This window comes from Vibrio sp. VGrn 2 (assembly GCF_009361695.1).
In the GTDB taxonomy this organism is placed as follows: Bacteria; Pseudomonadota; Gammaproteobacteria; order Enterobacterales; family Vibrionaceae; genus Vibrio; species Vibrio diabolicus.
This window is the reverse complement of record NZ_RBWD01000018.1, coordinates 1-15,902: the sequence shown is the minus strand read 5'-3', so window position 1 is coordinate 15,902 and position 15,902 is coordinate 1. Positions and strand designations below refer to the sequence as shown.

Here is a 15,902-nt window from a genome sequence, read left to right as displayed (position 1 = left end):
AAGGGCATAGAATTTATAGGTTATGTGACTGCTATCACGGCATCGAGGTTTTGGCCCTCAAGCATTAACATTAGGGATGTTAAACCTGTGTTGCGTGACATTAACCGCATGGATAATAGGATTTTAACTGAGTGTTTTTTGTGCTGCGGCACGAGTAATACTTGCCTCAAATAGGCGAGCACGTTAGTAAAAAGAAGAAGGGATATTCCTCTCTTCTTGAAGAGTAAAAAGCATGTAGAATGAGACTTTCCTCGCTGAATTAAAGTTTGAGAGACTTGTTATGCAAACCAACTGGCAACCTACTGCTTCCATTGACCAACTTCGTCAACGTGCGACGTTAATCGCGTCGATTCGCCAATTCTTCGCTGATCGACAGGTGATGGAAGTCGACACGCCAGCCATGAGTCACGCAACCGTGACTGACATTCATTTGCATACTTTCCAAACCGAGTTTGTTGGCCCGGATTACGCCGATGGTAGCAAGCTGTTCTTTATGACCAGCCCTGAATTCCACATGAAGCGCCTGCTGGCGGCTGGCAGCGGTTGTATTTATCAAATCAACAAAGCATTTCGTAACGAAGAAAATGGTCGTTACCACAATCCAGAATTCACGATGTTGGAGTGGTATCGCGTTGGCTTTGACCATCATAAATTGATGGATGAAATGGATGATCTGTTGCAACTGGTATTGAAGTGTGGCGCAGCGCAGCGCATGACGTATCAACAAGCCTTCATTGATGTGTTGGGTGTGTGCCCACTAGAAGGCTCGATGACGGAGCTGAAAGCGGCGGCAAGCAAGCTGGGTTTGAGTGACATTGCAGAGCCTGAAGAAGATCGCGATACGTTACTGCAATTGCTATTTAGCGTGGGAGTCGAACACAAAATTGGTCAGGATGTGCCTGCTTTTGTGTACGACTTCCCGGCATCACAGGCGGCGCTTGCGAAAATCAATCCTCAAGACCATCGTGTTGCGGATCGCTTTGAGGTGTATTTTAAGGGAATTGAGCTGGCAAATGGGTTCCATGAACTCGATAACCCGAAAGAGCAACTGGCGCGTTTTGAGCAAGATAACGCGAAGCGTCTCGACATGGGTTTAAAACCGCAGCCAATCGACTATCATTTGATATCCGCATTAGAGGCAGGGTTGCCAGATTGTGCGGGTGTTGCGTTAGGCATCGATCGTTTGATCATGCTGGCGCTCGGCTGTGACCACATTGATCAAGTGACGGCCTTTCCATTCCCAATCGCATAAGGATATTCAATGAACTTGGCTGCTGCACGTTTGGTCATTCTCAGCTACGCAATACTGATCGCTTACTTATCGTTGAGCTCGGGCGAGTTGCAAGACTGGGGCAACATTGCGTATCTTGATAAAATGCAGCACGCCATGGCGTACAGCGGATTTGCGTTTTTAGGTTGCTTTTGCGTGTGGCGTTGGCGTCAACGTTGGGCGGTGGCGATTGGTATCTTATTATTTAGTGCTGCCATCGAATGGCTACAAGGGTATGTTGGAAGACAAACCTCTTGGTTAGACCTTGTCGCCAACTCAACGGGTATTCTAACTGGTCTGTTATGTTACCGTATTTGGAGCCTCTATCGACCTAGGTTGGTGAAGTCGCTATACTCGATTCGTTAATGAAGAGGGAACACGATAACAATGAAAACGCGCGACAAAATCGTCTACGCGGCACTGGAGTTGTTCAACCAACATGGTGAACGCAACATCACCACCAATCACATTGCCGATCACATCGAAATTAGCCCAGGTAATCTGTATTACCACTTCCGTAATAAGCAAGAAATCGTTCGTGAGATCTTTGCGCTTTATTCAGCAGAACTTTTAGAAAGATTTACCCCTATTCAAGGCTCACAGGAAAGCCTGACTATGCTGAAGAGCTACCTAGATTCCATCTTTACGCTAATGTGGAAATACCGCTTTTTCTACGCGAATCTACCTGAGATCTTGTCACGAGATGAGCAGTTACATGAGCAGTACATCGATGTGCAAGAAAAGCTGCAAGCGAACCTCATTGCGATCATGCAAGAGTTTGTATCGCTGAAGCTGCTTAATGTTGATCAACAGCAGTTGAAGTCACTGGTGTGTACGTTGCATTTGATTGCGTGTAGCTGGTTGGCGTATCAATCTGCAATGGCTTCGAAAACCAGCATCACTGAGCAAATGGTGAAGCAAGGGATGTTGCAGATGCTTAATGTCGTTAAGCCATTAGCAACTGAGCAGGGGTTAGAGCAGCTACTGTTACTGGAAGATGCAGTCAGCAATCTACACAGTTAAACGCCAAACTGCTTAATATTTCGAGAGTCACTCTCATTTTCGAGTCGTGGCTCGAGTTGACTTGTCAAATATGCCACGCACAATAGTCCTCATACCGTTCAGCCCTCTCTGGGATATGACTCTCGATAAAGGAACTATCGCTCCATGAATTACGACATTTTTAATGGCGATGCTGATGGCATCATTGCGCTTCTACAATTACGCTTGGCTGATCCTATCGAGGCTCAGTTAATTACTGGTGTAAAGCGCGATATCAAGCTGGTGGAAAAAGTAGACGTGCAAGCGGGTGATGAGCTAACGGTGTTAGACATTTCGATGGAAAAGAACATGGTAGGTCTAGAGCAAGCATTGGCTCAAGGCGCGCACGTGTTTTACGCCGATCACCATAAGGCGGGTGATATTCCTCAGCATGGCAACTTGGATGCGCACATCGATCTCGATGCCAACATGTGTACGGCGTTGATTGTCGATCAATTGCTAAATGGACGTTTTCACACATGGGCGATTACGGCGGCTTATGGCGATAACATGATCGCGAAAGCAGATGAATTGGCTGACAAGGCAGGCTTGTCTCACGATCAGAAAGCGCAGCTTCAAGAGCTTGGCACTTTGATTAATTACAACGGTTACGGTTCGAAAGTGGATGACTTACATTTCCATCCAGCGGATTTGTACCAAGCCTTGCTGAAGTACACGTCGCCATTTGATGTAATTGAAGATAAAACTTCGCCTTACTACCAACTGCAGTCTGCTTACCAACAAGATATGGATGCCGCTCTGGCAGTGCCTGCCACGCATGAGAGCGGTAAGCTAAAGCTGTTCGAGCTACCAAACACGGCCGCATCACGTCGAATCAGCGGTGTGTATGGCAACTGGCTGGCAAATCAAAACCCAGATTCTGCTCATGCAGTACTCACCGAAAATGCAGATGGCACTTACACGGTCTCTCTACGTGCCCCGTTGAACAACAAACAAGGCGCCGTTGCCGTGTGTGGGCAGTTTCCAACTGGTGGCGGCCGAGAAGCGGCGGCAGGCATCAACGCCTTAAGCAAAGATGATGTAAGTGCTTTTATTGATGCGGTAGAAACGTACTACGCATAGCATTTGCCAAAATATGAATACAAAAAAGGAGCCGAGTGGCTCCTTTTTTATTATAAGTCGATGAGTCAGATAATTAGCGCTTCAACCAAGATTTCGGGTTTTGTGCTTCACTGTTGCGGCGAATTTCGAAATACAGTGATGCGCGATCTTGCCCGCCAGTATCACCCGCAAGAGCGATCACTTCGCCTGCGGTCACTCGATCGCCTTCTTTTTTCGTCAACGCTTGGTTGTAGCCGTAGAGCGTCATGTCGCCTTTGCCGTGGTCAAGCAATACCACTAAGCCATACCCGCGTAAATACTCAGCAAATACGACAGTCCCCGGATAAACGGCTTTCACTTGTTGACCGTAATTGGCCGCAAGCACCATTCCCTTCCAGTTTACTTGCCCGGTTTGGCGAGTACCGAAGTTGTGTAATACACGACCTTTGAGTGGCCATGGCAGTTTACCGCGCTGTTTGCCCAGTCCGTCCATTGGCACGGCATTACGCTTAGCCGCTTTGGCGATCTCGGCTTTTAGGCGTGTTTCGTTGCGCTGCAGTTCAGCAAGGTAACGTTTGTCGTTTTTAATGCTGCTCTGAATTTTGTTCAGCGTTTGCTTACGATTCGACTGCGTACTGGCCAGTGCGGTACGCTTTTCTGATTGCTGTTTGAGTAACGTCTCGATTTGCTCTTTTTCTAGCTCAAGCTGGTTTTTGTTGTGTGCCAATTCTTGAGTGGTTTTGGTGATTGCATCAATCACTTCCGCACGCGCTTTGGCTAAGTGCTGGAAGTATTGACTCATGCGGTCTTCTTCCACACCTTGATTCAACAAGTGACCATTGGCTTTCGCTCGTTCGGTCACGTAATACGTTTGCAGCAACTGTTTGAGCTCTTCCTCTTGCTCTTGGCGCTGCGCTTCTTGCAAGGCAATTTTCTCTTCTAGCTTGTCTATGTTTTTGTCTGCTTGTGCGAGCTCAGATTTGGTTTGTCTTATCTCGCGTTCAAGTTTAGAAATGCCAAGTTCTTGCTCTTTGAGCGATTTTTGTAGCTCATTGAGTTGCTTTTCTTGGGAAGAGAGAGATTTGCGTTGACGGCTTATCTCACTTGATACGCCTTTGAGCTCTTGTTGACTAGCGGCAGAAGAGGCGAGGGGATATGTGGCAGATAAAGCACAAGTTAATAAAATAGCCGAGCGTAGAACAGGGTGATTTTGTTTTCGCACTTGAGATTTACCTACCACGTTGTTGTCAAAAGGTTTGTTGACGATTAAATACCATCCCCATGGATAAAGCTTTGTGATTTACCATTAAAGCCTTGATCCATATCGAGAGAAGGTTTGTCCGTTTTTGGACGACCGACGATTTTCGCAGGAACCCCCGCCACAGTTGTGTGTGGTGGTACTGCTTGCAATACCACAGAGCAAGAGCCGATTTTCGCGCCTTCGCCCACTTCGATATTGCCAAGAATTTTTGCACCTGCACCAATCATCACACCTTCACGGATTTTCGGGTGACGATCGCCGCACTCTTTACCCGTACCGCCTAAGGTAACGTCTTGTAGAATTGAGACGTCATTATCGATAACTGCAGTTTCACCGATGACGATTCCCGTTGCGTGGTCGAGCATGATGCCGCTACCAATGCGTGCTGCCGGGTGAATGTCTACCTGACACGCAACCGAAATTTGGTTTTGCAGGTAGGTGGCCAGTGCATGGCGCCCTTGCTTCCATAGCCAGTTTGCCACGCGGTAGCCTTGCAGAGCGTGGTAGCCCTTTAAGTACAGCAGCGGCATAGAGTACATCGAAACTGCAGGGTCGCGATTAACCGTGGCACAAATGTCACAAGCGGCACAATCGGTAATGGTTGGGTCGGCAGAGAACGCTTCTTCTACCACTTCACGTACTGCCATTGCTGGCATCGATGCCGTGTTTAACTTGTTTGCCAAAATGTAGCTGAGCGCGGCACAGAAACTTTCATGCTTGATGATGGTGGCATGGTAAAAGCTGGCCAGCATTGGCTCTTGCTCTGACATTTCGCGGGCTTCTGAGACAATTCTGTTCCAGACTTTTTGTTTTTCGCAGTGTTTCATTCTCAATATCCTGAGTGGTTCTTCCGTGACCCGACAACTTCTATTCTTCTCAGATGAGGTGCGAAGGGGCGTAGAGTGCTACTTTCCTTCGGCTTTTTTGTCACGAGCAAGTAAATCTTGCGCTGCCAGGCGTGCATCCTTCCCTTGATACAATACTTGATAAATTTGATCAACAATTGGCATCTCAACACCCATGCGTTGAGAGAGCATCCATACTTCTTTCGTGTTGCGGTAGCCTTCTACGACTTGGCCAATTTCTTCTTGTGCCATGTCGACGTCTTTACCTTGACCTAGCGCTAAACCAAAGCGGCGGTTGCGTGATTGGTTGTCGGTACACGTTAGGACAAGGTCGCCCAAACCAGCCATACCCATGAAGGTTTCTGGTTTTGCACCAAGCGCAGCACCAAGACGGCTCATTTCGGCCAAACCACGAGTAATCAATGCAGTACGCGCGTTGGCTCCAAAACCGATGCCGTCAGACATACCCGCACCAATTGCGATAACGTTTTTCACCGCGCCGCCCAATTGCATGCCGATAAAGTCACTATTGGCGTACACGCGGAAGGTTTTGCTGCAGTGGATTTTTTCTTGTAGGTCAGCGACAAATTCAGCATCTGGAGACGCAACTGAAATTGCAGTAGGCATGCCCATCGCGAGCTCTTTGGCGAACGTTGGGCCAGACAATACAGCCAGTGAGTAGTTTTCACCGATAATGTCATAAGCGACGTCTTTCAGCAGACGACCCGTTTCTGGCTCAAGACCTTTGGTTGCCCAGCAGATACGAGAGTCTTCACGTAAGAAAGGCTTACAGCTGTTCAGCACGATGCCAAAAACATGGCTTGGAACCACAACCAATAAATCTCGGCTTGCTTGTACGGCTTTTTCTAAATCCGATTCAATGATCAAGCTTTCAGGGAAATCAACGTCAGGTAAGAAAGCGTGGTTCGCGCGATCCGCTTCTAAACGTGCCATGTGCTCAGGCTCGTGTCCCCAAAGGACTACGTTCGCGCCGTTACGAGCGAGTGAGATCGCCAGAGAGGTACCGTATGAACCTGCGCCAATCACCGTCATTGCGATGTCTTTACCGTAAGCATTGTTTGTATTTGCTTGTGTCATGCTACCGCCTAATTGTCTTTCTACTAGTAGAATCTAGTTCCTAATCGTCAAATTTTACGCCTTCTGGCGATTAGGAACTAGGAACTTTTGTCAGAAATAAAAAATGCACATTGCATCGGATGGTAGACGCTCTGTGCATTTTATTAGAGTCGGTGACGTCAGCACTCAGGCTATTCGTCACTTACAAAACGTGAATTACGCTTCAGCTTCGCCTTGTTGAGCTTGCTGTTGTAGGTAGTTCATGAATAGCGCGTCGAAGTTAACTGGCGCTAGGTTCAGTTGAGGGAACGTACCTTTAACTACTAGGCTTGAGATAGTTTCACGAGCATATGGGAATAGGATGTTCGGGCAGAATGCGCCTAGGCAATGTGCTAGTTGGCCTGCTTCCATTTGCTCAGCAGTGAAGATACCACCTTGTTGAACTTCACATAGGAACGCTGTTTCTTCTTCGTTCTTCACAGTTACAGTTAGACGTAGAACCACTTCGTAAACGCCTTCACCAAGCTCACGGCTTTGAGTGTCTAGGTCTAGTTTAACGTCTGGGTTCCATTCTTTTTGGAAGATTACTGGAGAGTTTGGCGCTTCGAAAGAAACGTCTTTTAGGAAGATGCGTTGAATTGCGAAGTTTTGTTGTGCTTCTTGAGGTGCTGCTTCAGCCATTTTTTAATCCTTAAATAAATATTTGTAGAGCCTAGAAACGTCTAAACTCAGAAAACTGGTATGTCCCGAGACTAACTGAGCCAATCTACCTTGACTAGATGAAGCGTGTATTACGTGCAAAGCGTCACAACTTAATGCTTCAACTGCTTTCAATTTGCTCAGTTTATTATCCACGAAGCTTGGCAAAAACACGCTTGAATGCGTACCTTATCTTTTGCCTCTGCCCCGTTATCGAAGCTGCCGGGTATTACTTTTTACCACGTACTAAAGGCAGGTTCGCTTCGTTCCATGCAATCAAGCCGTTCTTCAGTAGGCTTACTTTTTCAAAGCCTGCTTTTACTAATAGGTTCGCGCTTTCTTGAGCGTTTTGCCCTGTCTTGCATACCACAATGATTGGGTCTGATTTGTGGTTTTCAAGGCTACCAAAGTTACCCGCTTTGATATCTGACGGTAAAATGTGAAGTGAGTCGGTGATATGACCTTTTTTGAACTCGTCCTTTGTGCGGATATCCACTACAACGCCGTTTTCACGGTTCATAAGATGAGTCAGTTGGTTTACGTTGATTTCTTTGTATGCGGCCGTCGCTGACTTCACGATGTTCATGATAAAGGCGACAAGAAGACCTACCCAAACCAAAGATAGAATCATGTTCTGTTGGAAAAATTCAATGTACTCTTGCATGTCTTGAGCTCTTACGCTGTTGGCGGAAAAATAAAGCAGGAGTATAGCGGGGTTAAGCCTCTTAGGCGAGAGGGTTAAAATTTTCTAACGAATAATTGAGATCTCTATAAACCCTTTATGTTATTGCCGTCCGTGCATTGGACTATGGTAGTTTGATTGTTTTTGCCTATTGGATTTATCGACTTAAGTGATTTTTGTTTTACCGAAAAAAGCGAACAATAGGTACTAACCAATCTTGTTCGATAATGCTTTAAATAAGCGCTGTTTCAGGTGCAAAAACAAGAATTAGAAGCGTAAGAAAACCGAACCTAGACTGGGGTGTACAAAGCGTATTAGGAATGACTATGCTTGTGGAACACGTTTGTCGGCACTGACTCGTTGTTCGCTTAACTTGTAAGATAGCAACAATAAATCGCAAACATTATTTGATCTTAACCTACAGTTTTGGTTAAAAAGTGTAGTAAAATTACGCTAGTTTTGTTTCAAGGTTAGATAGGGCAGCGAGGCCCTACGCCAAAAGTTACTTAAATTTGATGAGGTCATCACTATGTCAGCTAAGAAGCCACTGGCTCTAGTTATCCTTGACGGTTACGGTTACCGTGAAGACACAGCAAGTAACGCAATTGCGAATGCGAAAACACCAGTAATGGATGCTCTGATTGCGAATAACCCACACACTCTAATCTCTGCTTCAGGCATGGATGTAGGCCTTCCTGATGGTCAAATGGGTAACTCAGAAGTTGGTCACACTAACATTGGCGCAGGTCGCGTTGTATACCAAGATCTAACTCGTATCACTAAATCGATCGCTGACGGTGAGTTCGCTGAAACGCCAGCGCTTGTTGAAGCAGTTGATGCTGCTGTTAAAGCAGAGAAAGCGGTACACATTATGGGTCTGATGTCTCCAGGTGGCGTACACTCTCATGAAGACCATATCTACGCAGCGGTTGAAATGGCAGCGGCTCGTGGCGCTGAGAAAATCTACCTACACTGTTTCCTAGACGGTCGTGACACGCCACCACGTAGTGCAGAAAACTCGCTACAACGTTTCCAAGATCTATTCGCGAAACTAGGTAAAGGTCGTGTTGCTTCTCTAGTAGGTCGCTACTACGCTATGGACCGTGACAACAACTGGGATCGCGTTCAAGTTGCTTACGATCTTCTGACTCAAGCGAAAGCTGAGTTCACAGCAGAAACCGCCGTTGCTGGTCTAGAAGCGGCTTACGCTCGTGAAGAGAACGATGAATTCGTGAAAGCGACAGCCATCAAAGCGGAAGGCGAAGAAGACGCAATCATGCAAGACGGCGATGCGGTTATCTTCATGAACTACCGTGCTGACCGTGCTCGTCAAATCACTCGCGCATTCGTGCCTGACTTTGATGGTTTTGAGCGTGCGGTATTCCCAGCAGTTAACTTCATTATGTTGACTCAATACGCGGCAGATATCCCTCTAGCAATCGCATTCCCACCAGCGTCTCTAGAAAACACGTACGGTGAGTGGCTGTCTAAGCAAGGTCAAACTCAGCTACGTATCTCTGAAACAGAGAAATACGCGCACGTAACGTTTTTCTTCAACGGCGGTGTTGAAAACGAATTTGAAGGCGAAGAGCGCCAGCTTGTTGCTTCTCCAAAAGTAGCCACTTACGACCTTCAGCCAGAAATGAGCTCCCCTGAGCTTACAGAGAAACTGGTTGCGGCGATCAAGTCTGGTAAGTTCGACACTATCATCTGTAACTACCCGAACGCAGATATGGTTGGTCACACTGGCGTTTACGAAGCAGCTGAGAAAGCAATCGAAGCGCTAGATGAAAGTGTTGGCAAAGTAGTTGAAGCAATCAAAGAAGTTGGTGGTCAGCTGCTGATCACTGCGGACCACGGTAACGCAGAAATGATGGTTGACCCAGAAACGGGTGGTACTCACACAGCGCACACTAACCTACCGGTTCCTCTTATTTACGTAGGTGATAAAGCGGTTGAGTTCAAAGAAGGCGGCAAACTTTCTGACCTTGCACCAACCATGCTTTCTCTAGCGGGTCTAGAAATCCCAGCAGAAATGACGGGTGAAGTGCTAGTTAAGTAATTAACTGACAACTCATAATGACCAAAGCCCGAGTTTAAACTCGGGCTTTTTTGTATCTGGCAACAAGGGCTGGTCTGTAAGGTTATTGAACCAAAATGCCTGCACCAATCACGGCTAGGGCTGCGCCCAACCATGCAAATCGGTTTGGTCGGCGTTTAGTGTAAATCCAGAGTAGCGGTAGCAACATAATTGGCGTGGTTGAAGATAGCAGTGCAACCATACCTACATTTCCTTCTTGCAGTGCGTATAAGATCAGCGTCATGCCGACGGCCATCGCCAAGAAACCGTTAAGCGCAGTAATACCAAATATTCGCCAAGTAATGTGTTGTGTCGAGCGAGCGATTTTGACCCCCAGAACTAACAACATGCTGTGGGCGAAAAATGCACTGATCATTCGAATAGCAGAAGCCGCAACGGGGTCAATGCTGGTTTGCATTACTGGCTTGGCGATGATGCCGCCCAATGCTTGGCACATTGCTGCGGTTAAGCCAAGTCCAATGCCCACCCAGATGTTACCTTTAATGTCTTCCAAGACGTTATTCACTTGGCCTCTTCGACCAAAGAATATCGCCATCACCACGCCGCTAAATACCAATGATGCGCCCAGTAGTTCTATTGTGGTCATGACTTCACTAAATAAGAAGTAGCCCAAAATGGCCGAGAATACCGCATGGCAGGAAAACAGTAGTCCGGCTTGTCTTGGTCCCATACGATTCAAGCACGCAAACAGAGCGGTATCACCGATGAAAATTCCAATCAGACCCGACGCCATCATTGGCGTTACATGTTCCCAAGAAACCGTTAACCAGCCGCCAGTTATCCAGGCCATTGTTGATAAGATAACGGCCGTACAGCCCATGCGCCAGCGGCTGTAAGAAAAAGCGCCTAGGTGTTGTGCAGGAATGACAGAAATAAGGCTAGAAACTGCCCACAGAAAAGCGGCACATAAAGCAAGCCATTCGTAACCCATGATGTGTCGACGTCCTTGTAGAGTAGAGGAGTCTTAATATGCACGAAATTTAATGGATGTAAAAGCTGCTCTGTGAGGGCAATAGCTGGCGAACAGCTCCATGACAACAAGCTCTGTCACGGAGCTTATCGATTAAAACAGCACCAGAACTGCGCCATACACGATAAATAGACCAATCAAACCAAGAATCAGCCCCACTTTCGCCATGTCTTTGCTCTCGATTAGGCCTGTTGAATAAGCCAAAGAGTTTGGTGGCGTGGAAACCGGTAAGATCATGCCAAGTGATGCGGAGAATGCGACGACAACCAGTAAACCTTGTAGGCCACCAACCGCAATAAGGCTTGGCATGGATGTACCAATAGCGGCAGCAATAGGCATTAATAAGTTTGCCGTTGCGGTATTAGACATAAAGTTCGCCATTAACCAACATACTACCGATAGGGCAAAGACAACGGCAAATGGTGATAGTAAGCTGTAATCAATGGCGTGTGCCAATGCTTCGGCTAAACCCGTTTTGTCTAAGGCAATACCAATTGCGATACCACCAGCAACCAGCCATAGCACGTCCCAGTTAATCAGCTTGAGTTCTTCTTTTCCCATAATGCCCGTTAAGGTGAACACCGCAAGCGGTATAATCGCAACAACATACGTGTTCATGCCGTGCACTTTTGTCGTCATCCAAAGCACAATGGTTAGTGCAAAAGTGATGTAGACGACGATCGCGCGCCAGCTCTTTTTGAACGTACCATCCAGCTTTAGTTTCATTTCTGGTTCGCTGGACGGAAACAGCTTCTGCAACAAAAACCAAGCAACAGTGAGTTGTATCAGCACAAATGGTAGGCCCATTGTCATCCAAGATAGGAAGTCTATGGCGTTTTCTCCGGTGAGGTATTGGAGCGCTATTGCGTTAGGTGGCGTGCCTATCGGAGTTGCAATGCCGCCAGTATTCGCGGCAATTGGAATGCACAGCACCAGCGCTTTAATCCCTAGATCCCCTTTAGGTGCAGAAGCGACGATTGGACCGAGCAGCGCCAACATCATGACCGTCGTGGCAGTGTTGGACATGAACATTGAAAAAACGGCGGTAATGAGCATCAAACCCAGCATGATGAACTTAGGTTGTGTGCCGAATGGTTTTAGTAGTACTCGGGCGAGATTGTTGTCGAGTTCGTATTTGGAAGCCGCGATGGCGAGGGCAAACCCACCCATAAAAAGAATAATGATCGGTGAAGAGAAGGCCGAGAAAATATCGGTGTAAGCAATTAACTCTCCCAAATCATGCCCCGCTGGTGGATTGCGAAATAGATGCAAACCTTTATCCGATATCATGATCAGTTCAAGAGCGATAATAAGAATGGACGTAGCAAAAACGGGGACCGGCTCAAGAACCCAAAGTAGGGCAGCAAGAAGAAAAATAGCCAACAGGCGATGCTGAATTAAAGTAAGATCATCAATAGGAATAGCATCAATCGGCATCATCAAAACACCGAGCGGAATTAAAAAGCACACCAGCAATTTCGCCAGCGTGTTTACACTCATCTTTAGCATTGGCTGCCCCTCTAAATATTCATCCTAAGCGCAGGATAATTGATTGTGGAATGAAGGTCTTAGAGGCAGGTATGAGTTTGAGAAATAGAGGCTAAATTTTGAACGGAATTTTGCTTTTTATCAATAAAAAGAGCCCTTGAGAAAGGGCTCTTTTAACGGGGTTTTGCTTATTTTTTCAAGGCGTAAGGTGTGCCCATTACGGTTGGCTTACCGTTTTCCATGCTTGCGTCAAACTCAATCGCGTCTTTGGCAAACAGGTTAATAACAGTAGAACCCAGTTTGAAGCGGCCCATCTCTTCGCCTTTTTTCAAGATCACGGCCTTGTCACCCTCAGCTGGGTAATCCCATTTGTAGACAGTATTGCCACGAGGCGGAGTGATCGTGCCAGCCCACACTTGCTCAATGCTACCTACGATGGTTGCGCCAACAAGCACTTGTGCCATTGGACCAAACTCAGTGTCAAAGATACACACCACACGCTCGTTACGTGCGAATAGATTTGGAACGTTTTCTGCCGTAAGTGGGTTTACCGAGAACAGGTCACCAGGCACGTAAATCATTTGGCGCAGTGTGCCGTCACACGGCATGTGTACACGATGGTAATCGCGCGGAGACAGGTACAGCGTGGCAAAAGATCCATCTTTAAATTCGTTTGCTAAATTCGCGTCACCGCCTAGCAGTTCTTGCGCTGAGAAGTGATGACCTTTTGCTTGGATAAGTTGACCATCTTCAATAGGGCCAAATTGGCTAACACAAGCGTCGGCTGGGTGAGTGATGACGTTTTCGCCTTCAGAAATTGGGCGTGCGCCCTCTTTTAGCTCACGAACGAAAAACTCGTTGAACGTTTTAAAATGCTTAGGATCTGAGTGCTTCGCCTCATCCATGTTCACATTGTATTGTTTGATAAACCAACGAATAACTGCTGTTGTTAGACCGCCAGCTTTTGCTGAAGCCAGTTTACCCATTAGGCGAGTGAGGCCGTGTTGTGGGATCCAGTACTGCAGTCCAACTTTAAACTTGTCCATCTTTAATTCCGATACTTCTGTTAGATTCGCGCTTTAGGGCGCGTGATGTTACTGAAATTTAATTTGCTTGTCAGTATTAGGTGAAGACTTTTTACACAGTTACAGTCTTAACTTAATTACAGATCGGCTTTCTTATTGCGTGAATACTGACGGTTTGCTTTGTTTTCAACCATGCTTTCCAAAATGCGATGGTAGTTTTCAAAGCGAGTTTCGTTGATTTCCCCTTTCTCAACAGCTTCACGTAGAAGGCAGCCAGGGTCGTCATTGTGCTTACAATCTCGGAACTTACAACCGCCTAAGTATGGTCGGAATTCAACGAATGCTTTCGTTACTTCTTCTGCTTCCAAATGCCAAAGCCCAAATTCACGCACTCCAGGCGAGTCGATCAAGTCGCCACCCGTCGGAATATGATACAAGCGCGCTGCTGTCGTGGTGTGTTGGCCTAAACCTGAGTTCTCGGAAACTTCGCCTTCTTCCACTTCGCTCTCTAGTTCCGGCATTAACGCGTTGACTAAGCTGGATTTCCCTACGCCTGATTGACCAACAAAGATATTAATTCGGTCACGCAGCAGGGTTTCTAGTTCAGCAATGCCTTCTCCAGACTTCTTGCTGACCAGAAGCACTTTATAGCCAATGCGTTCATATTCTTTGAGCCATTCTTCATACATTGCACGATCATCGGCTTCTAGAAGATCGACTTTGTTTAAGACCAGCAATGGTGCGATATTCAGTGTTTCTGATGCTACGAGGTAACGGTCAATAATATTCAGTGATAGCTCGGGCAGTACCGAGGAGACAATGACCATTTGATCTATATTGGCAGCTACGGGCTTTAGGCCATCGTAGTAATCTGGACGAGTGAGCACTGAAGAACGAGGTTCTACCGCTTCAACAACGCCAGAAATGCCAGCCATAGACTCCAAGCCTTCGCGCCATAAAACTCGATCGCCAGATACTAAAGATTCGATACCACGGCGAAGGTTACAGCGTTGAATCTCGCCTGTTTCAAGGTCTTCAATATCCGCGTGCTGGCCAAAACGAGTGATCACGAGACCTTGTTTGCTTGCGCCTAGCATGTTTTCATCCCACTGGATGGACTCTTCTTGCTTTTTTAAACGCTTTTGTTGGTTGCTGCGTACGCGTCGCACTTGACCTTTGGTTAACTTTTTCTTCTTTGCCACAATTCTGTACTTTATGTGAATTTACTCAAATGGTTGAGCCGTGATCTTGGCTCTGAGTGAGTATCGTGTTTCCCGTATTTTGAGGTATAGTACCTCTTTTATCGATAAACAAATAGGCGGCGTAACCATGTCCTTTAGCGATCAAAACCTAATTTGGGTTGATTTAGAGATGACAGGGCTTGATCCTGAAACGCACAAAATCATTGAAATTGCTTCTATTGTCACGGATAGCGAGCTAAATATTTTAGCTGAAGGTCCAGTATTAGCGATTCATCAGCCGGAAGAAGAGCTAGCGAAAATGGACGATTGGTGCACCAATACGCATACGGCAAGCGGCTTGGTAGAACGCGTTCGCAACAGTAAAATCTCAGAACAAGATGCGGTCGCACAAACCATTGAATTCTTAGAAAAATGGGTACCGAAAGGGGCGTCGCCAATATGTGGTAACAGCATTGGGCAGGATCGTCGCTTCTTGTACAAACACATGCCGGAATTAGAAGAGTTCTTTCATTACCGATATGTTGACGTCAGCACTCTTAAAGAATTGGCGCGTCGTTGGCAACCTGAAGTATTAAATGGGTTCACAAAACAGGGAACACATTTGGCCTTGGACGACATTCGCGAGTCGATTGCAGAACTCAAGTACTATCGTGGTACTATTTTCAAGATTTAACTGTTAAGGTTGCGATCCAAATTGTTGTAATTTATATCGCTTTTGATTGCTTTTTCATCGTTCAGTAAAAAAATAAAGTTTTTTTGAAGGAAGGACTTGCATCACAAAAAAATGCTCTTATAATTCGCAGCCCTAAACAGCGGAAACGTTGTTGATGCGACACTAGCTCAGTTGGTAGAGCGCAACCTTGCCAAGGTTGAGGTCACGAGTTCGAACCTCGTGTGTCGCTCCAGTTTCATAGTTCTCACGGTACTTAACGGTGACACAATACGGACGCGGGGTGGAGCAGCTTGGTAGCTCGTCGGGCTCATAACCCGAAGGTCGTCGGTTCAAATCCGGCCCCCGCAACCAAATTCTATTAATAGCGACTGCTGTTGATATGCGACACTAGCTCAGTTGGTAGAGCGCAACCTTGCCAAGGTTGAGGTCACGAGTTCGAACCTCGTGTGTCGCTCCAGTTTCATAGTTCTCACGGTACTTAACGGTGACACAATACGGACGCGGGG

The 15,902-nt window shown here is 46.6% G+C and carries 15 protein-coding genes and 3 tRNA genes; 9 read left to right on the top strand and 9 right to left on the bottom strand.

Annotation, left to right across the window (positions count from 1 at the left end; genetic code table 11):
- Positions 1–280 precede the first annotated feature (280 nt).
- The 4 genes from epmA to D8S93_RS21240 all read left to right on the top strand — a co-directional run bounded on the left by epmA (position 281) and on the right by D8S93_RS21240 (position 3,394).
- Positions 281–1,252 carry an elongation factor P--(R)-beta-lysine ligase gene (gene epmA, locus D8S93_RS21255; RefSeq protein WP_152815358.1) on the top strand — a complete coding sequence of 324 codons (972 nt, stop codon included), beginning with the start codon at positions 281–283 and terminating at the stop codon, positions 1,250–1,252.
- Between the two features lie 9 nt (positions 1,253–1,261).
- Positions 1,262–1,636 (top strand): VanZ family protein, encoded by a 375-nt coding sequence (locus D8S93_RS21250; protein ID WP_005395414.1) that lies wholly within the window; start codon positions 1,262–1,264, stop codon positions 1,634–1,636.
- Positions 1,637–1,657: 21 nt separating this feature from the next.
- Positions 1,658–2,293 carry a TetR/AcrR family transcriptional regulator gene (locus tag D8S93_RS21245; RefSeq protein WP_005395413.1) on the top strand — a complete coding sequence of 212 codons (636 nt, stop codon included), beginning with the start codon at positions 1,658–1,660 and terminating at the stop codon, positions 2,291–2,293.
- 144 nt (positions 2,294–2,437) lie between these two features.
- Positions 2,438–3,394, top strand: a complete 957-nt coding sequence (locus D8S93_RS21240; RefSeq protein WP_152815356.1) for a DHH family phosphoesterase — start codon at positions 2,438–2,440, stop codon at positions 3,392–3,394.
- A 73-nt stretch (positions 3,395–3,467) separates the two neighbouring features.
- Here D8S93_RS21240 and D8S93_RS21235 read toward each other — a convergent pair whose 3' ends face one another.
- The 5 genes from D8S93_RS21235 to D8S93_RS21215 all read right to left on the bottom strand — a co-directional run bounded on the left by D8S93_RS21235 (position 3,468) and on the right by D8S93_RS21215 (position 7,919).
- Positions 3,468–4,613 carry a murein hydrolase activator EnvC gene (locus D8S93_RS21235; RefSeq protein WP_319803059.1) on the bottom strand — a complete coding sequence of 382 codons (1,146 nt, stop codon included), beginning with the start codon at positions 4,611–4,613 and terminating at the stop codon, positions 3,468–3,470.
- A 26-nt stretch (positions 4,614–4,639) separates the two neighbouring features.
- Positions 4,640–5,461, bottom strand: a complete 822-nt coding sequence (gene cysE, locus D8S93_RS21230; RefSeq protein ID WP_005395410.1) for a serine O-acetyltransferase — start codon at positions 5,459–5,461, stop codon at positions 4,640–4,642.
- Between the two features lie 78 nt (positions 5,462–5,539).
- Positions 5,540–6,577, bottom strand: a complete 1,038-nt coding sequence (gene gpsA / locus D8S93_RS21225) for an NAD(P)H-dependent glycerol-3-phosphate dehydrogenase (RefSeq protein ID WP_152815353.1) — start codon at positions 6,575–6,577, stop codon at positions 5,540–5,542.
- A gap of 195 nt (positions 6,578–6,772) precedes the next feature.
- Entirely contained in the window at positions 6,773–7,237 is a 465-nt protein-coding gene (gene secB / locus D8S93_RS21220; protein ID WP_005395400.1) for a protein-export chaperone SecB, read from the bottom strand.
- Positions 7,238–7,484: 247 nt separating this feature from the next.
- Complete coding sequence (locus tag D8S93_RS21215) at positions 7,485–7,919, bottom strand: rhodanese-like domain-containing protein (protein WP_005395399.1); 435 nt, start codon at positions 7,917–7,919, stop codon at positions 7,485–7,487.
- A gap of 547 nt (positions 7,920–8,466) precedes the next feature.
- Here D8S93_RS21215 and gpmM point away from each other — a divergent pair.
- Positions 8,467–9,999, top strand: a complete 1,533-nt coding sequence (gene gpmM / locus D8S93_RS21210; RefSeq protein WP_152815350.1) for a 2,3-bisphosphoglycerate-independent phosphoglycerate mutase — start codon at positions 8,467–8,469, stop codon at positions 9,997–9,999.
- An 82-nt stretch (positions 10,000–10,081) separates the two neighbouring features.
- On the opposite strand, the gene D8S93_RS21205 is transcribed toward gpmM, so the two are convergent.
- The 4 genes from D8S93_RS21205 to rsgA form a co-directional block, all read right to left on the bottom strand.
- Positions 10,082–10,969, bottom strand: coding sequence for a DMT family transporter (locus D8S93_RS21205; RefSeq protein ID WP_085344377.1), 888 nt, complete (start codon positions 10,967–10,969; stop codon positions 10,082–10,084).
- Positions 10,970–11,101: 132 nt separating this feature from the next.
- On the bottom strand, positions 11,102–12,517 hold the full coding sequence (locus tag D8S93_RS21200; protein WP_152815347.1) for an SLC13 family permease: 1,416 nt from the start codon (positions 12,515–12,517) through the stop codon (positions 11,102–11,104).
- Positions 12,518–12,684: 167 nt separating this feature from the next.
- Positions 12,685–13,542, bottom strand: a complete 858-nt coding sequence (gene asd / locus D8S93_RS21195) for an archaetidylserine decarboxylase (RefSeq protein WP_005395389.1) — start codon at positions 13,540–13,542, stop codon at positions 12,685–12,687.
- 116 nt (positions 13,543–13,658) lie between these two features.
- The gene (gene rsgA, locus D8S93_RS21190) at positions 13,659–14,723 is read right to left on the bottom strand and encodes a small ribosomal subunit biogenesis GTPase RsgA (RefSeq protein ID WP_005395388.1); all 1,065 of its coding nucleotides are present in this window, start codon (positions 14,721–14,723) and stop codon (positions 13,659–13,661) included.
- Between the two features lie 127 nt (positions 14,724–14,850).
- On the opposite strand from rsgA, the gene orn reads away from it, so the two are divergent.
- The 4 genes from orn (at position 14,851) to D8S93_RS21170 (ending at position 15,853) form a co-directional block, all read left to right on the top strand.
- A complete protein-coding gene (gene orn, locus D8S93_RS21185; RefSeq protein WP_005395387.1) occupies positions 14,851–15,396 on the top strand; it encodes an oligoribonuclease in 546 nt (181 codons plus the stop codon).
- 156 nt (positions 15,397–15,552) lie between these two features.
- Positions 15,553–15,628: transfer RNA gene (locus D8S93_RS21180), tRNA-Gly, on the top strand.
- Between the two features lie 42 nt (positions 15,629–15,670).
- A tRNA-Met gene (locus tag D8S93_RS21175) sits at positions 15,671–15,747 on the top strand.
- A gap of 30 nt (positions 15,748–15,777) precedes the next feature.
- A tRNA-Gly gene (locus D8S93_RS21170) sits at positions 15,778–15,853 on the top strand.
- Positions 15,854–15,902 lie beyond the last annotated feature (49 nt).